This is a genomic window from Chryseobacterium sp. IT-36CA2 (genome assembly GCF_949767875.1).
In the GTDB taxonomy this organism is placed as follows: domain Bacteria; phylum Bacteroidota; class Bacteroidia; order Flavobacteriales; family Weeksellaceae; genus Chryseobacterium.
Genome location: NZ_CATKPG010000020.1, coordinates 432,588 through 452,778, shown reverse-complemented (window position 1 = coordinate 452,778; position 20,191 = coordinate 432,588). Strand labels below are relative to the sequence as shown.

Here is a 20,191-nt window from a genome sequence, read left to right as displayed (position 1 = left end):
ATGTGTATTTTTTTTTAACTTTATTGTAAATTTTAACACATAACAAAAATGAAAAAACAATTTTTAATTGCCTCTTTGATGCTTTCATCATTGGCATATTCCCAAGTAGGTATTAATACACCAACACCAACCAATACTTTGGATGTTAATGGGACTGCGAGAGTCAGGACCGTTAATCAAGGTGTGGGTACCACTGTGATATCTCCTCTTTATGTAGATAATACCGGTGTTGTTGTAAAGTCTTCTACTTCAGCTACTTATGGTAGTGTAAGATCCAATACTGTCACTGTTGCCAGCGGCGGCACAGGAACGCTCGCTGGCAGTGTTACTGATGGTGTTTATAGGGCTGTTGTTACTACTGGTAATGGTTGTGCATTTTCAGCCTCAGTAGAGTTTTTTATTAGTACTAATTCAGCTAATAGTTATTATGGGCTTAATGGACAGGATGGACTCATCATTGCCACTGCGAATAACCACCCAATTTTTACCCAAACAAGTTCTTCTAGTGTTGCTGTAACCTGGAACAGTACCAGCGTTCCTTCTTGTTCTGATGGAAGCAATTCTGCAGCACTTAATTTCACATTGTCAATGCCTGCTGCAAATACAATAAATGTGACAAATAATGGAAATACAACAAAAGCTTATTCAATAACCCTTACAAGAATTAATTAATAAGAACAATTACAATCTAAATACACAAGAGCGGAGCCTGATTTTCAGGCTCCGCTCTTTTTTGTTTATAGTAACAAGATAGGATTATTTAGAAACTCCTGCAGCTTTTTCAGTTTTTACTGGTGTATAAGTTACTTTTGAAATATCAACTGTCATTTCCTTCAGACGCTTTGCCACATTATCAGGCATATCTTTCTGATACCTTCCTCCAATTACTTCTGAAAGGAATTTCTCTGTTTCAGCATACATCGCCATGCTGTTTACCGGCTTACGGAAACCATGACCTTCATCATCAGCTAAAATATAATTAACCTTTTTACCTTTATCACGAAGAGCAATTACAATCTGATCTGCCTCAGCCTGTTTTACCCTTGGGTCATTAGCGCCCTGAACAATTAATAATGGTTTATTGATTTTATCTACACTAAATAATGGGCTTGCATCATGCATTCGTTTTTTACCTTCTTCAGTCTTTGGATCACCTACCATGCCATAAAGAAAAGCACGTGCAGCTTCCCAGTAAGCAGGAACAGAATCGAGTAGAGTAAATAGGTTACTTGGTCCTACAATGTCTACCCCTGCAGCATATACATCCGGAGTGAAGGCTAGACCTGCCAGTGTTGCGTATCCGCCGTAACTTCCACCCATAATCACCACTTTGTTTTTGTCTGCAATTCCTTGATCTATAAGGTATTTTACGCCCCATGTAATGTCATCCTGCATGAGTTTTCCCCATTGAAGATCGCCACCATTCTGGAATTTTTTACCATATCCGCCACTAGCTCTGAAATTTGGTTGTAGCACAGTATAACCTCTGTTGGCTAAAAACTGTACCGTTGAATTGTACCCCCAATAATCCCTTGGACCTTTAGGGCCGCCATGAACAAGAACCACTACAGGAACATTCTTTCCTGTGGATCCCACTGGTAAAGTCAGATATGCTGGAATTTCAAGGCCATCACTGCTTTTATAGCTGATAGGAGTCATTCCGGCAAGATATTTTTCAACTTTTTTCAGTTCTGCTCTTGGAGTATACTGAAAGATTAGCTTTTGGGTTTTTGCATCAAAGAAATAGGCTTCAGAAGCGTATTTATCACCACCTACAGAAACCAGGAATTTAGAATAATCATTGGTTGAGCTAGCAAAACCAACTTCTCTTCCCGGGAATTTACTTTGCAGGAATTTGTAATTAGCTTCCCATGTTTTGTCTTTCCAATAATATTCGGTCTTATCCCCGGTATAAGAGGTATAGATCATCTTTCTGGTATTTCTGTCCAGAAAAAGTCCTCCGAAATCTACTTTATCTTTAGGATCACTTTCTATTTTTGTAATCTGTTTGGTTTTTGGATCCATCAGGAATAAGGTAGACTTATCCAGGTCTCCCTTATTGGTTACCAGATAAAATTTGGAATTATCCTCGTTCCAGTTTGAGATATAAGCGCTTTCTGTTACTAATGTTTTGTAAATAGGAGTCAGTTTATCACCTTCTTTGTAAAAAAACTGGGTAGTTCCTTTATCATCTGTTTTGGAAAGAACTCTCAGTTTTTCATCCCAGTCAAAATCATAGCTTGTGATACGGTCTTTATTCTCGTAGATCTTTTTCATTTCACCCGTAGAAATTTTCAGTGAATATAGATCATGCCATGCTTTGTCACGATTATTCAATCCAACCATCAATAGATCCGGATCTTTTCTGCTTACCATATAGATTTGAGCCGTTACATCTTTAAGTGGGGTGATATTTCTGGATTCCGGAACTCCTTTTGCTACTTTTGCCATAGGATCTACTACAAAAATATTCATATTTTCATCCCCATTATTGTCTTTTACATACAGGATATATTTTCCGTTTTCTGACCAGAAATAACCATTCAACGGACGTTTGCTGTCTGTTAAGGGACGTGCTTTTTCAAAAGGTTCATCAATTTGTTTTACCCAGATATTCATAATACCTCCATATTCTTTCATAAAGGATATCCATTTTCCATCCGGACTCAATTGTCCCCCGGCAATTTCCGGGTTTCCAAAGAATAATCTTCTGTCCAATACCGGAACTTCCTGTGCTCGTACCGTATGAGCTCCTATAAGTAGAAGCAGTACATAAAAGATTTTTTTCATGTTTTTAATTTTTGTTGTTAGTGATACATCGAATATAATTTTTTTAAATCTTTATCTTTCTTAAATTGAATCTCTACATTTCCAGTTCAATAATTTTTTTAGCCATCTTTTGATTCACACTTTCCGGAATCAGTCCCATTAGAAAATTACGCAGTGAATTCCCTTTTTCCCATTGAGAAATTTTTCCGATGTTGCGGCTTGTATTCACAATATAATCTACTTTCTTTCGTCTGATGCTTTGAAATTTTTCGAAAAGAGTATTAAAATCTTGATGATTATCCAGCAATTTTCCAATAATATAAGCATCTTCAATGGCCTGGCAGGCACCTTGTCCCATGTTAGGAGTGGTAGCATGGGCGGCATCTCCGATCAGGCAAAGATTTTCAGAATACCATTGAGGAATAGGGGCAAGGTCGGAAATGGTATTACAGATGATATTTTCAGTGGATGTAGCTTCAATAATTTTTAAAACCAAAGAATCAAAATCATTGAAAATATCTTCAATTACCGAATGCCTTCCGAAGCTTTTTTCGTTGATGCAGGCGTACCAATAGACTTTTTTATCGGAAATTTTTACAAATCCGAAGCGTTTTCCTTTCCCCCACATCTCAAAAGCTTGCTGATGATGTTTTTCCGGCAGATCAAAATCTACGAGACCACGCCAGCATTTCTGTCCGGAGTTCCGTATAGTACCCGTTTTCAGGATCTGATTGCGGATAGGAGATTTGATGCCATCTGCTCCAAAAATGATTTTACTTTCAATCTGATTCCCATTTTCAAAATCTAGAATATAGTTTTCCTCTTTTCTTATTTTCTGTAAAGTATGATCTAATTTTATTGAATTCGAGTTTAAATTTTTAGCCAGAATTTTCTGAAGTTCAGCCCGGTGAATGGCAACATTACAGGAATTGTACTGAGTTTCCAGTTCTAGGATTTCTGTTTTTGAAATAGGTTGCATAGATTCATCTGAGATAATAATCCTGTGAATTTTATTACCTGCATTTTCAATCTTTTCTTTTAACCCCAAACGATCAAAAACCTGCATGGCATTTACAGCCATCATAATTCCGGCACCTACAGGCTTTATTTCGGGAGCAGATTCATAGATTGTGAAGTCATATTGATGCTGCTTCAGTATATTTCCAAGGGTAAGTCCCCCGATTCCGGCTCCGATGATTGAAATGGTATTCATATATTGATTTTTGCTGGGTTCTTCGCAAGGGTGCCAAATACTGCTCTTGCTATACAGTTTGTATTCTATTTTCGATAAAATTTAATCCTGCCTGTAATTTATAACGTTAAAATATAACTCTCCGATACTTTTTTGAAACCATATCTGCTAAAAAAATTGTGAGCACCGTGGTTGTTGACTCCGCTTTCCAGTAAAATAAAGCTGATGCTCCAGTTTTGAGATTCATGAATGGCTTTTTCCAAAAGTGTACTTCCCAGAGATTGGCCTCTCACAGACTGATCCAGAAGCATGTCTTCCAAAATTGCATATTTTTTAAAAGGGCTGTTGATCACATTGAAAACCATCATTCCTACAATTTCTCCGTTCTCATTTTCTGCAATCAGAATATTCAGTTTGGAATTACCGTCAGAATTGAAATCTGTGATCAACTGTTCAGTAAGAATTACTTCAAGATCAGGATTCCAGTGGTGTGAATCTATGGCTCTTCCGGACATCATTTCGCCATGAGAAATATAAGAATCTGTTTTATGCGTAATAAAAAAGTCTACGAGTTCCTTGATGCGGCTTTTATCTGTTAGCCATTTGGTTGTATATTTCATGAAATGGGATGGTGTTTATTTTAAGTTTTTCAGCTCTTCCAGCAATTTATTCTGTTTATTAATGAATTGATTAAGGCTATCTGCTTTTAAGGGATGAGCATTTTGATATTTTTCAATTTCAGGAAGCGTTTTTCTGATTTTGAACACGATATATTCATTATAAAGAGCTGCCTTGTTTGCTTTTATTTTGCTAATGAGATCTTTAATGCTTTGAGTTTTTACATCATATTTTTCAGAGCTTTCCATGATCTCTTTTTCAATCTGTTTTTTGGTAATAGAGTCTGTTATTGAATTTGACAATACAGCGGCATCATTATAGTATGTTTCTGATTTTCCAAGAATGTCATCATATTCTGAAAGAATTGTATCGGTTTCATTATGAATGTTTTCTATTCTGATATCAAGCTCCTGTAAAGCTTTGTCATTTTTGATAATTTCCTGATAGATTTCCTGAACAAGATTTCCACCGCCAGAATATCGGGTATTTTTCTTAATAGAACTGGAGACTGAAGATTCAGCATTGTCGACTGCATTTTCTATACTTGGTGCTTGCCGGGGTTTATTTTCTCTACAGGAAAGCATGGATAATGTAAGGGCAGAAGCGAATAGTATTTTTTTCATAATATGTTTTGTTTTGGTGTATTATCAACATCATATCCCGATAATTAAAATTACTCATTTCAATTTTATTACAAGTGATTAGAGGATATGATTTTAATTAGTTGGATAGACTGTGAAAAATGTTACAGAAGCTTATAAAATAGAATAAAAGCAAGCCAAAATCATTGTATTTCTTTTTGAGTTATACATATTGAATTGATTATCAGTGATTTTACTTTGGTGTCATATGTATGTAATAGTGCTTTTTTGATCTAATATCGATATTTTTTGCACTTTTGAGATACTACGTATAGGATGTAGAGAAGATAACATTAAATATACTTTTGAAATGAAAAAAAAAATTACCCTAATGTGCTTTTTGGTTTCATCATTGGCATTCTCTCAGGTTGGAATCAATACCAGTAATCCCCAAACTACTTTACATGTTGATGGAGGTAAAGACAATGTAACTACGGGAACACCTACAGTAGCTCAACAGCTTAATGATTTTAATGTAACTTCTGCAGGAAATGTTGGGGTAGGGACAAACATACCTGCGTCTGGGGCAAAACTGGATATAGTAGGCTCTCTTTTCGGGATAAAAAATTCTGCAGCCAGTGGAAGTTGGGATAACCTTTGGTTTAATGTGACCGCGACTATTCCTTCGATTAATGCTTCAGGAGCAGAATCCGGCTTGCAGTTTAATGTAGGAGCCAATAACACAGGAACTTATGGAGATGGACAAACTTTGGCAACAGTTGCTACAATGATGCCCGATGGGAAAGTGGGAATTGGAACCACAACTCCAACAAATACTCTGGATGTCAACGGTACTACAAGAATCAGGACGATCAATCAGGCTTCTGCAGGAACAGTAACATCTCCTATTTATGTAGACCCTACCGGAGTTATAGTGAAGTCATCAGTTTCATCTACATCTGGTCAGAGGATATCTGCTTCTATTACACTTGCAAGTGGTGCTACCGGATCAGTAATTACAGGCTTGGCGCAAGGTGCTTACAGATGTACTGTTCTAATACCGCCTACCCTTTGTGGTGATATGGCTACAGTAGATTTTTTAATTCATTACAGTACACAAAATAATTGGTTTGCTATTAGTGGGCAGAATGGGCTTATAAGCAGTCCCACTACTGGAAATGGTCTTCCAGCAATTACCAGAACAGGAAGAAACACTGCAGCAGTTGTCTGGTCCGGAGTTATAGGATGTGCTGATGGTGGTAATACTAACGCACTTAATTATACAATAACAACGCCATCTATGGGAGCAATCAGTATAACAAACAATGGAAATGTATCAAGAAACTATACGGTTATTGTTACAAGAATTGATTAAAAAACAGGTTGTTTTTTTGGAAAATAAGAATATTAACTTTTAATAAATTGACGATAATTACATGGTACATAATTACCCGGAGAAATCTTTTTCTCCGGGTTTTTTTATGAATATCTCTATTGAGCAAAATTGTAAAAAATTACTCATCAATGCATAGAATAACATATAAATAAGTTTTTTCTTTGATGAATTACAATAAAAAACGGAGCCTGAAAACAGACTCCGCCTATAAAATTTTTTACGCTAAAATTATTTACCCAGGTAAGATTTAAGGATCTTGCTTCTGGTATTGTGTTTTAGTCTCTTAATTGCCTTTTCTTTGATCTGACGAACTCTCTCTCTTGTAAGATCGAAAGTTTCACCAATTTCCTCTAAAGTCATTGGGTGTTTTCCGTTCAGTCCGAAGTATAATCTTACCAGATCAGCCTCTCTCGGAGTCAAAGTATTCAATGCTCTTTCAATCTCAATTTGTAGAGATTCCAGCATCAGATCTTTATCAGGACTTGGAGATTCTCCTGAACGTAATACATCATAAAGATTAGAATCTTCACCTTCTACTAAAGGTGCATCCATAGACAGGTGTCTTCCGGAGTTTTTCATAGATTCTTTGATATCTTCCTCGCTCATGTCAAGAACTTCAGCCAATTCTTCCGGAGAAGGTGGTCTTTCATTTTCTTGTTCAAGGTGAGCGTATGCTTTATTGATTTTGTTGATAGAACCAATCTTGTTCAACGGTAGTCTTACAATTCTTGACTGTTCAGCCAATGCCTGTAAAATTGATTGACGGATCCACCATACTGCATAAGAGATAAATTTGAAACCTCTAGTTTCATCGTACCTTTTTGCCGCTTTCATTAATCCTAAGTTACCTTCATTAATCAAATCGGGTAAAGAAAGACCTTGATTTTGGTATTGCTTAGATACGGATACTACGAAACGAAGGTTGGCTTTGATTAATTTCTCCAGTGCGGCTCTGTCGCCTGCACGTATTCTTTGTGCCAATTCTACTTCCTCGTCCGCAGTGATCAGTTCCACTTTACCAATTTCCTGCAAATACTTGTCTAATGAAGCAGTTTCCCTGTTGGTAACCTGCTTAGTGATTTTTAATTGTCTCATTTATTTTTTCCTCAAAAAAGAGTTACTATAATATATACGTATGAAAAGGTAAAAAGGTTACACAAGGTGCAATGTTTTTTGTATAATGTATAAAGTAAAATGTATGAATGTATTTTAAAAACGTTTTAATTATTTGGTATTTAGTTATTTGTGATTGTTTTAGATTAATAAATAAAATACAGATCATCAATTAAAAGACTGGAATTCAATTGAAAATTCTATAAATTCCTTAAACCTTAAACCTTAAACCTTAAACCTTGAAATAAAAAAAACGAAACCGAAGTCCCGTTTTTATATTGAAGAGTTATATTTTAGATGGTCAGGTTAAACAATTCGCAAACCCGCACCCCGTATTTAAAAAAGCTCGTTTAAAACTTTCGCCAGTCTCAATCCTCCGTACAACAATTGTCTTTCTACGGTATCGTTGAACTTATACTGATAGTCGTAAGATAGCTTAGAATCGTTAGGAGTCTGTGCATAGATCTTATTGGCAATTTTATGAGAATCATATAACCAGTCTTCCAATGTTCCTGACTGGATCTGCGCTACTTCTTCTTTAGATTTAATATCTAAAAGTTTAGAATATTCTGTGTAGCTGTATTTTTGAGAATCTACTAATTTTCCGTCCCAAACTGAGTGTAAATTGGTTTTTTCTCCAAAATAGGTAACATTAATTTTGTTTCCACCCAAATCTTCCGCTCTTCCTACATGTAGTGGCTGAGCAAGATCTCCCATGATGTGGATAAGGAAGATTAAAGCAATTTTTCTGTCTTTTTCAGAAGTATTTTTATCTTTAATCTGACTGGACAGGGTATTTACCTGAGTGTAAAGGCTTGGCCCTGCCTGCGCTTTTAAGTTTTGTTCAAAAGCTTTAAAATCCGTCATTGGATCAATGTTTACATAATGCCATGATGAAGCCTGCTTCCATGCACCTGTAGTATCAGATTTGATGAAATCCGGCCAGTTGGCCCAGTAAGCCAGGCGTTCTTTTCCCATGATTTTTTTAATCTCTCTTCTTGCTTTTCGGGAAAGGTGGTTTTGTGCAATGTCTGCAATCACCCTGTGTCCCGTTAATCCCCACGCATAAGAATAAAGTGAAGAGGCCATGAATGCTAAAATCAGAATTTTAGAATAAATACTTTTCATTTTAAATAACAATTTTCAGTCTGCAAAGATACGTCCAGCTTTCGGAATGAGCATGCATTATCCTGAATTTATTCTATAAGATGATGTTAATAAAATTTAATCTAAATAAATGCACTATCCTATTAGGTTCGAAAAGAAGAGAAAGAAGGGAAGATAATGGCATAAAACTCTTCATATATAATAGATAAGGACTAAAAAACTTAGCCACAACCTTGACATTAAACCTTAAACCTTGAATTTTATACTCTAAATGATTGATTCTGAATGATTAGTTTTTAAATTAAAAAAACAAATAAACAGTGTATTTACCGTATTTTCACGGAATTTGCAGAAGTTTATTCCTATTAATGTCAATAAATTATTATTTTTAGGAGAAAATTATTGTAAAAATATTTTTTCAAACTTATGAGATATATTATCTTTACAAGTCATAATCAGAGGAAACACTATGTATGAGAACAATATTGTAGATATGCATTACAATAAGCTGCAGACAGACTTTAAGGCTGAAGCTGTGGCTGTTAACCTTTTGAAATACCACCGTGCAGTAAGCAATATCTTCATAGAGCGTGTGGGAGTAAACGACCGTGCTTACCTTAAGGATATTAAAAGTATTTCAAGCAGCTATTTAGGGTTTGATGAGGAAGTATTTACTATAGAGAGTTACAGAGAGGGTATCTATGATTACCTTCCGGAAGGACTATTCCATCCGCCATCTCTTGGGGCTTCCAGAAAGAATGTAGATACTGTGGTAAGGGAAATCCGAAAACAGAAAAGGGTAGAAGATGATGCCCGTAAATTTTTCCGTCCTTTTGAACTGGAAGTATTTTTTACGGAGATCAGTGCTTTGCTTAAGGAATCGGAATTTGATATCACAAGCAATACGGATTCTTTACTGGAAACGGTAAGTGAACTTTGGCCCATGATCAAAATGCTGGATCAGCAGAGTGCTTATATTTTCATGCATATTTTACCGTTTTTCCATCAGATAAGAGGGGATAAAAGATGGTTTGAAAGATGTATGACGGCTTTTCTTCAGGTACCGGTAAAAGTAACTTTCTCACCCAATATTATTGATCAGATTGAGAAAAATGATGATTCCATGTTATTGGGAAATTCAAGATTAGGGGTAACCTATATTCCAAGTGGTCCTCATATGGATGGTCAGAGAAACTGGGTTGTCAATATTGGTCCGATTCCTTATGGTGATATGAAAAAATATATTACCGGAAGTCCGTTCAGAAATGTGCTTCAGTCACTGTATGACTATTTTCTTCCTGTAACAGTGGATGTGGAAGAAAATTTTGTTACAGAAAAGGAGGAATATTCGTTCAGTCTGGAGGATGATGAAAGAAATGCCAGCCGCCTTGGATACTCTACATTCCTCTAAATTATTTTATTATATTTACAATTACCAACAAAGTATAAATTCGAAAAGAAACAAATGGAAATTTCTTCAGTAAAAGGTATTTTTTTAAGGTATATCTTAATGCCTTTAATCGCAATTATTATGATGGTTATACTGGGTGTAATCAGGAGAAATAAACCTGCGATCAAGATTAAAGTGATTATTATATACGTGCTTCTGTGCAGTTTATGCCTGGCTATTCCGGGAGTTTTTGGATTTTCAAAAAATCTTTTTAACCCGTACTGGTATCTTATCGCACAGGTTATTTATCTTATTTTAGGAATTATTCATGTGAATTTATTACACAAATATTTCAAAAAGCATATCGAATCTCTTTCTATGAGTATCCTGTTTGAGTCTATACTTTCATTAACATGTATTGCTTTGGGAGGATATCTTTTCACTCTGATTTTCAATTGGATGAGTAAAGGTATAGGATATGCAGTAATGGCGGCAACCAGCATGGCTATTTTTGTGGTTCCAATGGTATTTTATTACTGTTATATTCAGTTCATCAGTATTCCTTTTGATATTTATAAAACATGGAGATATTCACCAGAGCAGAAGTTACCTGATTTTGAAGGAGCAGATTTTGACAGATTAATGGTATTGAATGTTGAATTGAGTAAAAAATTAGAAGATTCTAACCGTTTCAGAATTAAAGCAAAAACACTTCCCACAGGAGTTACTTTCGGAGATTGGTTCTACAGGGTAGTGGATGATTACAACCACAAAAATCCGGGTTCTATTATTCATCTTTCTGATGAAGGGAATGAGCCGTATTACTGGATCTTCTACACTAAAAAATCGTTTTTCAGTTTTAGAAAATATATAGATTTCGACCACGACATTACGACAAACAGCATTTCTGAAAATGAAGTGGTGATTTGTAAGAGAGTTATTCAGCATGAAGAGGAGGGAGTCGCAAAAAAACAATAACACAAAAATCTAAAAAGTATTAAACATGATACAGCCTATTAAACATTTTGCAATCAATTGGGTGGATGGGATGAAGGTTTCCCAGAGACATCTTAATGATCAGGATAATTTCTTAATTGATACGATCAGAGATTCCAATTCTCTTGGAATTACTACATATAACTACGGACTTTTGCCTATTTCCAACGAATTTACAGACCGTACCATTTTTGATGTTCACAATACAGCAACCAATGATGTACAGCTCGTAATCAAGCGTTGCAGTGCGGTTACCATGGCGGGATACCGTATTGAGCTTACAGACAGGAGAATAAGTGTGAAGTCTTTGGCAAAATCCATGAATGAAGAGCAAGCAGATGGGGAATATTATATTCTTATTTCTGTAAACCCTTTTGATAAAGTACCTTTTGGGGATATTGATCCTGAGGAAATTCCGCCACGTCATCCAAGTGCACAGCCGAATCACCATATCGAATTACTTCCTGTAACTTCTTTGAACAGCAGCTATTCAGGAGGGAATTATCTTATCATTGGAAAAGTAGATTTAAAAGGAAATATTGCTCAGGTAGATTCCAACTTTATTCCGCCTTGTACTTCTGTGCAAAGTCATCCGGCTTTGGTGGAGTATTACAGCAGCTATGCGAAATCTATCGGAAATCTTCAGCAGTATGCCTTTAAAATTATTCAGAAAGCCTCTCATAAAAATCAAAATACCGCGTTGGCACAAAACGTTAAGTTTTTGTGTACTACCATGGTGAATACTTTTGGAGACATGTATTTCCAGTTCAGAAATATTACTCCCTGGCAGCCGCCTGTATTCTTGATCGAGTCTTTTGCAAGGCTGGCACTTCATTTATACAACTCAACTCAGCTTTTAGTACCTGCAGAATTGGAAGAAATGTTGAATTATAGCTTAGAATGGAGTGAGATTGCTCCTCATACTTTACTCAACCAGCTTTCTATTGTTGCAGAAACGAATTATGATCACCATAATTGTGGCGAGCCTTTGCTTTATATTCAACAGATGTTGAGAAGCCTGGAAATCATTTTCTCAAAACTGAGCGAACTTGATTATATCGGTCAGAGAAAAGAAAATATCATCGTTAATGAGCAGGAAGTTTCTACCAACACGAATCCAAAAAGAGGTTGGAGTGTTTTAGATTAAAATCACTTATTAAAAATAGAGTCCCGGATGAAAATTCGGGATTTTTTATGTACTTGTATAGAAAAAATTAGAAGTAAATTTGCTTTAAGGTTTGATAAAAATGAATTTAGAGGTTATAAGACAGGAAACGCCGGGATGCTCGGATAAGATATTTTTAAACAGTGCGGGAGCATCATTAATGCCAAAGTCCGTTGTGGAGGCAACCGTTAAGTTTTTATACGAAGAACAGGAATTTGGAGGATATACCGCGGCAACACGAAACTCAGGATTGATTAATCAGTTTTACGAAGAGACCGCGAAACTTATTAATACAAAACCTTCCAATATTGCATTTGTAAATAGTTCTACAGATGGGTATGCTAAAGCTTTGTCAAGTATTTCTTTCAAAGAAGGAGATTCTATTATTACAACCAATGATGATTATATATCCAATCAGATTGCTTTTATTTCCTTGCAGAAAAGATATAAAATCGAAATCATCAGAGTTGCTAATCTTCCAGACAACGAACTGGATCTTGAAGATTTCGAAAATTTGATCAGAAAGCATCATCCCAAATTAATTGCAGTTACTCATACTCCTACCAATTCTGGCTTAATTCAGAATATAGAAGGAGTTGGTAAGCTATGTAAACAGTATGATATTCTTTATCTTGTGGATGCCTGCCAGTCAGTAGGTCAGATTGTGGTAGATGTTGAAAAAATCAATTGTGATTTTCTGACAGCAACCGGACGAAAATTTATGCGCGGACCAAGAGGAACCGGATTTTTGTACGTTTCAGACAAAGTATTAAACCAGAAAATATATCCTTTGTTTCTAGATAGTATTGGAGCCCAATGGACTTCTTTTGATGATTTCCAGCTGATTGATACAGCCAAAAGATTTGAACTTTTTGAAAGACCATATTCTGCTTTACTCGGTTTTACAGAAGCTTTACGCTATGCCAATTCTATAGGAATGGAGAAAATTGAACACTACAATCGCACGTTGGCAGATACATTGAGGATTAATCTGCAGAATAGTGATTTCAGGGTTTTGGATAAAGGTAATAGATTAAGCAGTATTATTACTTTTTGCCAGGCAGATGGAAACGTTGAAAAGATCCATAAAATTCTGACCGAGAACAACGTTTTTTTTAAGGAGAATAAGAAATGTGATGCGTTAATTGATTTTACTTCTAAAAATGTAGATCACGCCATCAGATTATCACCTCATTATTTCAATACGATGGAGGAAATTGAAAAAGTATCCCAACTTTTAGCAGATATCAACCATTAAAATAATGGTTTTAAAAGTATCGGGCCCTGGCATTCGCCAGGGCCCGATACTTTTTTTATCCAATAGATCAATCTTGTGTTCTACATGTCCGCCTCCTTTCCATTCATCATATCCCCAATCGGTTTCCCTTACAGCACTCAGTTTAAATGATAAGTTGCCATCGCGTTGATTATGTTTTACTTTGCATAATTCGATTTTTCTTTCATGTTTTTTATGGGGGCTTTACAACAAAAACTACTTTATAAAATTTGTGTGGCATTTGAGTAGGGGGTTAGATCTCTATTATTTACCTACATCATCTATTCTACATATACTCTACATCATCTCCTACATGATACTTCTTAGCATCTACAATTGGCAGGAAAATATTATTGTCATTGATTTTTAATGAATTGATAATTAGTAGGTTATTTTGAAGAAGTAGATGTGTCGTAGATTTTTTTTAATGATTTTATGAGTTTTAACGATAATACTATGGGAATATGTTAATTATTTGTGTTTTTATTTGATAAATGTATAAATGAATGGTTTTCAAAGAATAATAGATACAAATTCTCCCTAAAGATTGATATTAAATCCTAATAAGATAATTACTTACTAATGAAATAATTTAAAAAAGATCTATGAAAAAGAAAACGTTTAAAATCTTCTGCCTATGGCTTATTTGTACCGGAACGGCGATGATGGGGCAGAATCAATTAAAGGTAAGCCTGGACGCAGGGTATACCAACAGCGTATTACACTCTAATCTTTCTAATCTTGTTGATTCAAGATACACAGCACGATCTGGTTTCGGAGTCAACCTGTCTGGGGAATATATGATTTGGAAATCACTTTTCGTTTCTACAGGAATTTCCTTCCAGCAAAAGAATTATAAGTTTGAGAGAACGGGAAACCGGGCGGGATGGTATACAAATTATACCAATGATTTTTTAACCTTTCCTCTAATGATTGGAGGCTATATTTTGAACAACCCCCATGAAACTACCGGAGTGTGGATCAAGGTTGCCGGAGGAATGTATACGGATTATTGGCTTAAGATGAAACGAGAAGGAAGGTATCCGGTATTTAATGAAGAGCAGGAAAATGGAACTTACAATTATACGGAAGTTTCGGATACGTATGATTTCAAGAAGAATGAGAATCAGCTCAACCGATGGGGCTACGGACTGGCAGGTCAGGTACAAGCAGGGTATTCTTTCAAAAAGTTTGATGTATATGGCTCCTATAATTATCAGTATGGGCTTTCGGATATCAATATGGCAAATGATGATAAAGATCGTAAGTCTACAATTAGGTCGTATATGATTTCTTTAGGCGTGTCGTATAAATTTAAATAAAATCTTATCAATTAAAATATATAAAAATGAAAAAAAATATCATTTATTTAGGACTTGCATTATTTTCAGCATCAGCAATATTCAATTCCTGTGTACAGGATTACGAATCTTCCATTAAAGAACCAACAAGATATACGAGGAATGATATAAAATCTTATGCAGATCTTTTTAAAGTATTCTGGACAGTAATGGATCAGCGGTATAATTACTTTTATGAACAGAAGGAAAAAGGAGGGATGGACTGGAATGCTATATACAAAGAATATTACCCCAAATTTGCTGCTTTAAAATCTTATAGTAGGATTGGAGTAAGCGATGCGGATATGCAGGCAGATGCTGAAAAAGCAAGAGGGTATTTTACAGAGATCATCAACCCTATTATTGACAGACATTTTAATGTTAAAATAAGTATGCCTTTCTCAACTTCCGGTGTTGTCAATACTTATACATTTTTAGGGGGGATGAAGGAAAAGAAATCTAATTATTATTCATTTGATGCAAAATTCGCATATATGAAAGATAGATTGAATGATGTTGTATTTAATTCTTACAGCGATACTAAGGATGATATGACATATCTTATGGGAAGTTTGAAATCTAACCCTGAAATTTACTATTTTACATATGATAGTTTTGCATTACAAAAATTTCTTAAAATTGATCTTGCTGATAAATATGTAAGTCCGGATCCGGGAAATTCTCTGGTTCTTACCCCTGCAGCTATTGAAAGCAGCGCAGAGCTCAATGCAATTGGTGATATTAGCAAGAGAAATGAAATTAAAAATTTCACTATAAATATACTGAACGAATGGAATTCATTTCCGAATTCAAATGATATGAAATCCTTCAACAGTCAGATCGGAGCGTTTAAAAGTACAGAAGTTTTATCAGATTCTTTTTTAGTTTTAACCCAGCAGTTACTCACCAAGTCTAATAATCTTGTAAAATATAATAGTCCGGCAACTTATTCAACTGTGTTAAATAGTGAAAACCTTCCTTATATCCAATGGTTTATTGCTAAAATGAATGATCATGTAAAATGGGGGTATCGATTAGACATCTTTCAGAATGCCGCAAACAAAATACTGACAAGTGCTCCTTTTTATAAAAAGTTTCTGAATCCTTTGCATAAAGGAGATATTAAAAAACTGATTATTGACCTAAGAGGCAACGGTGGCGGTTACACTATGGATACTCGTTTTTTTGTGGATCGTTTTATTACCAAAAGTACAACGGCATTTTACCAAAGGACAAAAGAGGGTAACGGACAATTTAATTATACTCCCTGGATTCCGGTACAGGTAAAACCTCATCTGTTTGGACTTCCCAAAGATATTCCGATTGTATTATTAACAGATAAGGAAAGTTACAGTATGTCGGAAATGTCTACATTGATGCTTAAAAGCCAGGGACCTCATGCTATCTCAATAGGGGATTACAGTGCGGGAGCTACTGCAGGTTTGGGAGGACCTGATGAATTTAACGGTGGCACCCAGGATGTCATCGCTGATGGGATTTTTAAATTTTATATACCGTTGATGGCCACTAAAAATCTCAACGGAGAAGTCATAGAGGGAATTGGTGTAAAGCCGGATATTTATGTGGCACCTCCTTCGGATGTTGAAGTTTCACAAATGAAAAATAGTCCGCAAACATTTGTAGACAGAGTAATGGGAGAAGCTATAAAATATCTTTCAGGGAAGTAAATGCTTTATAAAAAAAGACCTGGCAAAAGTCAGGTCTTTTCTATTTCATATGATTATTTTTTGTTCAAAAGATCCAGCGTATGTTCTACGTGTCCGCCTCCTTTCCATTCATCATGACCTGGAATGATAAGAGTGGCTTTTGAATATTTTGATTTCAGTTTTGCCATGGTTTGCGGCCATTGAGCAACATTGGCTTCTCCTGTGTAACCCAGATTTTCTGCAGTTCTGCTTTTTACAAGACATCCTCCGTCCAATATGTTATATTTTGGAAACCAAACGACTACATTATCTACAGTGTGTCCTTCACCAAGAAAGTCTACTACAAATTTTTCTCCGCCAATACGGTATGTTTTTCCGGTTTCTATAATTTCTGTAGAAGTTGCTTTTCCTTCTTTTTTCAGCAGTTCGTTGGTTTTAGCTGTTGCGTAAGTTTTGATTCCTTTGTTATTATAAAAACTTAAATCTCCGGCTCTGTCTTCATGTGAATGGGTTGCAAATACTGCTATAACAGGAAGATTATGACGTTTTTGAATTGTATCCAACAAACTTTGATACTGCGTTTTCTGCCATGGAACATCGAATAAAACAACTCCTTTTTTGGTAATCAGGTAAACTGCATTGGTAGAATATTCTTTCCCACCGAATACCCCGAAAGTTTTATAAATATAGAAATTAGGCTTAATCTGTGGTTCAATTACAAAATCTCTTACCTGAGTGGTTTGAGCATTTGAAAATGGACTTAATAACATCGAAATAATAAAAAATGGGATGCTTTTCTTCATAATTTTTTTAAGTAATAATTAAATGTTGGTATTTGTCAGAATGACAAATGCTGTAGAAAGTTTTGCAAACCTAATTAAAAATAAATTTTTCGGAGAGTTCAAAAAGGGAGTTTAACCGTTTTTTAACAGTTAATCGAGTGCTGTTCTTCAGGAAAATTTTAGAACAGACTATTTTTTAAAATGAATTTAAAATTAAATAATGCAACTTTGTTGCGATATTGTTTTTTTTAGTACTTTTGATTTTTAATTAATAACCATTTCTTCAATGCTTCAAAGACTTTAATAAAAACCTTAATGTATATGAAATTTAGATTGATGCTGTCGGTATTGGTAATCTTTATTACTATAATGGTAAATGCTCAGGATGCGGAAATAGCAGGGAAAGTACTTTTTGAAAATGGAGGAAGTCCTGGTGCTGACGTAATGCTGAAAGATACCTCGATAAAAACTACAGCGGATAAAAATGGTGATTATGTAATCAAAAACCTGTCTCCAGGAAATTATAAGCTTTTGGTGAAAGCTAAAGGATATGAAGAATTTGAAAAGGATATTTCTGTAGGAAAAAAAAATACACTCATTCCAAATATTGTACTTACCCAAAATAGTAACAGGATTGATGAAATAGCAATAACAGGAGTTTCGAGGGAAACTTTAATTAAAGAAACCCCCGTTGCCATGCTCAGTATTTCGTCCAAACAAATTGAAAGAACTGTGGCTACCAATATCATCAGTTCATTGGTAAAATCTGCTCCCGGATTAAGTGTGGTGGAAACAGGACCTAATATTTCAAAACCCTTTATCAGAGGACTGGGCTATAATCGGGTACTGACTCTTTATGATGGGATACGCCAGGAAGGACAGCAATGGGGAGATGAGCATGGTATAGAAGTCGCTCCTTATATTGTAGAACGGGCAGAGGTTATAAAAGGACCTGCCAGCTTGATGTTTGGTTCTGATGCCTTGGCAGGAGTGGTAAGTCTTTTTCCTTATATGCCTTCTCAAAATGATGGTATTGTGCATGGCAAAATAACAAGTGAATATCAGGGAAATAATAGTCTTATCGGAAATGGGATGCAGTTAGGCTATAAAAAGAATTCTCTTATAGCTTCATTAAATGCTTCCTACAGAATGGCAAAAAACTACAGGAATGCTGTAGATGGAAGAGTATACAATACCAATTTTGAAGAAAAAAACTTTTCCTTTCTCTTGGGACGAAAAACAACTACAAGCTTTTCAAGAATCAATTTTACATTATATGATAATCTGCAGGGAATACCTGATGGAAGCCGTGATCCGGGCACCGGAAAATTTACCTATCAGATAGGAGAGGGAGACGACGATGACGTTGAAAAAAGGCCTGTTGTTTCAGAAAAAGATCTTAATTCTTATACGCTTTCTCCTTTGCACCAGAGAATTCAACATTACAGGCTCTATGCACAGCACACTCAGCAGATAGGGAAAGGGGATCTGGATATTCAGTTGGCTTTGCAGCAAAATATCCGTAGAGAATATAATCATCCCACTGTGCCCTCACAACCCGGAATGTATGTAAGGCTTAATACGTTAAACTATGGAATACGCTATAATTTTCCTAAATTTTCATCAGTTGAAATTTCTGCGGGTATTAACGGAATGGTTCAAAATAATAAAAATAAATCAGCAACAGATTTTCCAATTCCCGATTACGACTTAAGTGAAGGAGGAATCTATACATATATCAAATGGAAACATAAAAGATTCAACATAAGTGGCGGTGCCCGTTATGATATCCGAAAGATCGGCTGGGATGATTTTTATATACAGACTAATCCTGTACCACAATTTGAAGAACATGCTGCTCAGGCGTCTGCTAATACCAGACTTGGATTTGCTTCTTACAACAAAACGTTCGGTGGTCTGTCTGCAAGTATCGGATCGGCTTTTCAGCTGACAAAACAGATCAGTCTTAAAGCTAATATTGGAAGAAGTTACAGAGCACCAAACATTACAGAAATTGGTTCAAACGGACTAGATCCCGGAGCCCATATTATCTATAAAGGAAACAGAGATTTCAACCCTGAGTTCTCATTACAGGAAGATCTGGGAATCAGTACCAGATTTAAGGACTTTTCAGCAGATGTAAGCTGGTTCAACAATAATATCCAGAATTATATTTATCTGTCATTACTTGTAGATGCACAGGGAAATCCTATCGTAGATGCGCAGGGTAATAAAACTTATCAGTATCAGCAGGCTTCCGCTCAGCTTTATGGTATGGAAGCATGGCTGTCACTGCATCCTGAAAAATGGAAAGGGTTTAATTTTGAAACCAGTTTATCCGTCATTTATGGTTTCAACCGTGATAAAAAATTCAAAAATAAAGAAACTCAGGGAGAATATCTTCCTTTGATTTCTCCATTAAAGTTATCCGGAAACCTATCCCAAAAAATATCTATCCGGTCAAAATTGATTTCATCCGTAACACCCACAGCAGAAGTAGAGTTTTCGGCGGCACAGAACAGGTATATGGGGTTAGACAATACAGAAACAGCAACGCCTGATTATACATTGTTTAATATCGGTGCATCCGTTGCCATTCATTATTCTGAAAACCATTCAGCTGTCTTGCAGTTTCAGGTAAACAATGCATTTGATCGGGCTTATCAGTCACATCTTAGCCGGTTAAAATACTTAGGAAACATATATAATATGGGAAGAAATATTTCTTTAAAACTGATTGTACCTTTTTAATAGATTATACTAAAAGTGACTTTATACAATGAGTCACTTTTAGTATAA

The 20,191-nt window shown here is 35.6% G+C and carries 16 protein-coding genes; 9 read left to right on the top strand and 7 right to left on the bottom strand.

Annotated features, from left to right (window positions below; all coding sequences use genetic code 11):
• Positions 1-48 precede the first annotated feature (48 nt).
• Positions 49-672, top strand: a complete 624-nt coding sequence (locus tag ACM6F9_RS09425) for a hypothetical protein (protein ID WP_414845482.1) — start codon at positions 49-51, stop codon at positions 670-672.
• A gap of 84 nt (positions 673-756) precedes the next feature.
• Here ACM6F9_RS09425 and ACM6F9_RS09420 read toward each other — a convergent pair whose 3' ends face one another.
• The 4 genes from ACM6F9_RS09420 to ACM6F9_RS09405 all read right to left on the bottom strand — a co-directional run bounded on the left by ACM6F9_RS09420 (position 757) and on the right by ACM6F9_RS09405 (position 5,202).
• Complete coding sequence (locus ACM6F9_RS09420; protein WP_414845481.1) at positions 757-2,790, bottom strand: S9 family peptidase; 2,034 nt, start codon at positions 2,788-2,790, stop codon at positions 757-759.
• A gap of 73 nt (positions 2,791-2,863) precedes the next feature.
• On the bottom strand, positions 2,864-3,982 hold the full coding sequence (locus ACM6F9_RS09415; RefSeq protein ID WP_414845480.1) for an FAD-dependent monooxygenase: 1,119 nt from the start codon (positions 3,980-3,982) through the stop codon (positions 2,864-2,866).
• Between the two features lie 98 nt (positions 3,983-4,080).
• The gene (locus ACM6F9_RS09410) at positions 4,081-4,581 is read right to left on the bottom strand and encodes a GNAT family N-acetyltransferase (protein WP_414845479.1); all 501 of its coding nucleotides are present in this window, start codon (positions 4,579-4,581) and stop codon (positions 4,081-4,083) included.
• A gap of 15 nt (positions 4,582-4,596) precedes the next feature.
• A complete protein-coding gene (locus ACM6F9_RS09405; RefSeq protein ID WP_414845478.1) occupies positions 4,597-5,202 on the bottom strand; it encodes a hypothetical protein in 606 nt (201 codons plus the stop codon).
• A 328-nt stretch (positions 5,203-5,530) separates the two neighbouring features.
• On the opposite strand from ACM6F9_RS09405, the gene ACM6F9_RS09400 reads away from it, so the two are divergent.
• Entirely contained in the window at positions 5,531-6,535 is a 1,005-nt protein-coding gene (locus ACM6F9_RS09400) for a hypothetical protein (protein WP_414845477.1), read from the top strand.
• A gap of 249 nt (positions 6,536-6,784) precedes the next feature.
• Here ACM6F9_RS09400 and ACM6F9_RS09395 read toward each other — a convergent pair whose 3' ends face one another.
• Both ACM6F9_RS09395 and ACM6F9_RS09390 read right to left on the bottom strand, forming a co-directional pair.
• Entirely contained in the window at positions 6,785-7,651 is an 867-nt protein-coding gene (locus ACM6F9_RS09395; RefSeq protein ID WP_002979276.1) for an RNA polymerase sigma factor RpoD/SigA, read from the bottom strand.
• Between the two features lie 354 nt (positions 7,652-8,005).
• On the bottom strand, positions 8,006-8,797 hold the full coding sequence (locus tag ACM6F9_RS09390) for a S1/P1 nuclease (protein WP_414845476.1): 792 nt from the start codon (positions 8,795-8,797) through the stop codon (positions 8,006-8,008).
• Positions 8,798-9,269: 472 nt separating this feature from the next.
• On the opposite strand from ACM6F9_RS09390, the gene ACM6F9_RS09385 reads away from it, so the two are divergent.
• The 6 genes from ACM6F9_RS09385 (at position 9,270) to ACM6F9_RS09360 (ending at position 16,631) form a co-directional block, all read left to right on the top strand.
• Complete coding sequence (locus tag ACM6F9_RS09385; RefSeq protein WP_414845475.1) at positions 9,270-10,187, top strand: type VI secretion system baseplate subunit TssG; 918 nt, start codon at positions 9,270-9,272, stop codon at positions 10,185-10,187.
• 54 nt (positions 10,188-10,241) lie between these two features.
• Positions 10,242-11,144, top strand: coding sequence for a TssN family type VI secretion system protein (locus ACM6F9_RS09380; RefSeq protein ID WP_414845474.1), 903 nt, complete (start codon positions 10,242-10,244; stop codon positions 11,142-11,144).
• Positions 11,145-11,169: 25 nt separating this feature from the next.
• Entirely contained in the window at positions 11,170-12,309 is a 1,140-nt protein-coding gene (locus tag ACM6F9_RS09375; RefSeq protein ID WP_121487906.1) for a hypothetical protein, read from the top strand.
• A gap of 100 nt (positions 12,310-12,409) precedes the next feature.
• Positions 12,410-13,585, top strand: a complete 1,176-nt coding sequence (locus tag ACM6F9_RS09370; protein ID WP_414845473.1) for an aminotransferase class V-fold PLP-dependent enzyme — start codon at positions 12,410-12,412, stop codon at positions 13,583-13,585.
• Between the two features lie 623 nt (positions 13,586-14,208).
• On the top strand, positions 14,209-14,925 hold the full coding sequence (locus ACM6F9_RS09365; RefSeq protein WP_414845472.1) for an outer membrane beta-barrel protein: 717 nt from the start codon (positions 14,209-14,211) through the stop codon (positions 14,923-14,925).
• Between the two features lie 26 nt (positions 14,926-14,951).
• Positions 14,952-16,631 carry a S41 family peptidase gene (locus ACM6F9_RS09360; RefSeq protein ID WP_414845471.1) on the top strand — a complete coding sequence of 560 codons (1,680 nt, stop codon included), beginning with the start codon at positions 14,952-14,954 and terminating at the stop codon, positions 16,629-16,631.
• A gap of 53 nt (positions 16,632-16,684) precedes the next feature.
• On the opposite strand, the gene blaIND is transcribed toward ACM6F9_RS09360, so the two are convergent.
• Entirely contained in the window at positions 16,685-17,413 is a 729-nt protein-coding gene (gene blaIND, locus ACM6F9_RS09355) for an IND family subclass B1 metallo-beta-lactamase (RefSeq protein WP_414845470.1), read from the bottom strand.
• Positions 17,414-17,713: 300 nt separating this feature from the next.
• On the opposite strand from blaIND, the gene ACM6F9_RS09350 reads away from it, so the two are divergent.
• A complete protein-coding gene (locus ACM6F9_RS09350) occupies positions 17,714-20,143 on the top strand; it encodes a TonB-dependent receptor (protein ID WP_414845469.1) in 2,430 nt (809 codons plus the stop codon).
• The last annotated feature ends 48 nt before the right edge of the window (positions 20,144-20,191 follow it).

What these genes read in the sequence shown, in the direction of transcription:
- blaIND (WP_414845470.1), bottom strand. Translation starts at nt 17,413, where the DNA reads ATGAAGAAAAGCATCCCATTTTTTATTATTTCGATGTTATTAAGTCCA.
- ACM6F9_RS09375 (WP_121487906.1), top strand. Translation starts at nt 11,170, where the DNA reads ATGATACAGCCTATTAAACATTTTGCAATCAATTGGGTGGATGGGATG.
- ACM6F9_RS09390 (WP_414845476.1), bottom strand. Translation starts at nt 8,797, where the DNA reads ATGAAAAGTATTTATTCTAAAATTCTGATTTTAGCATTCATGGCCTCT.
- ACM6F9_RS09405 (WP_414845478.1), bottom strand. Translation starts at nt 5,202, where the DNA reads ATGAAAAAAATACTATTCGCTTCTGCCCTTACATTATCCATGCTTTCC.
- ACM6F9_RS09415 (WP_414845480.1), bottom strand. Translation starts at nt 3,982, where the DNA reads ATGAATACCATTTCAATCATCGGAGCCGGAATCGGGGGACTTACCCTT.
- ACM6F9_RS09420 (WP_414845481.1), bottom strand. Translation starts at nt 2,790, where the DNA reads ATGAAAAAAATCTTTTATGTACTGCTTCTACTTATAGGAGCTCATACG.
- ACM6F9_RS09395 (WP_002979276.1), bottom strand. Translation starts at nt 7,651, where the DNA reads ATGAGACAATTAAAAATCACTAAGCAGGTTACCAACAGGGAAACTGCT.
- ACM6F9_RS09360 (WP_414845471.1), top strand. Translation starts at nt 14,952, where the DNA reads ATGAAAAAAAATATCATTTATTTAGGACTTGCATTATTTTCAGCATCA.
- ACM6F9_RS09385 (WP_414845475.1), top strand. Translation starts at nt 9,270, where the DNA reads ATGCATTACAATAAGCTGCAGACAGACTTTAAGGCTGAAGCTGTGGCT.
- ACM6F9_RS09365 (WP_414845472.1), top strand. Translation starts at nt 14,209, where the DNA reads ATGAAAAAGAAAACGTTTAAAATCTTCTGCCTATGGCTTATTTGTACC.
- ACM6F9_RS09380 (WP_414845474.1), top strand. Translation starts at nt 10,242, where the DNA reads ATGGAAATTTCTTCAGTAAAAGGTATTTTTTTAAGGTATATCTTAATG.
- ACM6F9_RS09370 (WP_414845473.1), top strand. Translation starts at nt 12,410, where the DNA reads ATGAATTTAGAGGTTATAAGACAGGAAACGCCGGGATGCTCGGATAAG.
- ACM6F9_RS09350 (WP_414845469.1), top strand. Translation starts at nt 17,714, where the DNA reads ATGAAATTTAGATTGATGCTGTCGGTATTGGTAATCTTTATTACTATA.
- ACM6F9_RS09425 (WP_414845482.1), top strand. Translation starts at nt 49, where the DNA reads ATGAAAAAACAATTTTTAATTGCCTCTTTGATGCTTTCATCATTGGCA.
- ACM6F9_RS09400 (WP_414845477.1), top strand. Translation starts at nt 5,531, where the DNA reads ATGAAAAAAAAAATTACCCTAATGTGCTTTTTGGTTTCATCATTGGCA.
- ACM6F9_RS09410 (WP_414845479.1), bottom strand. Translation starts at nt 4,581, where the DNA reads ATGAAATATACAACCAAATGGCTAACAGATAAAAGCCGCATCAAGGAA.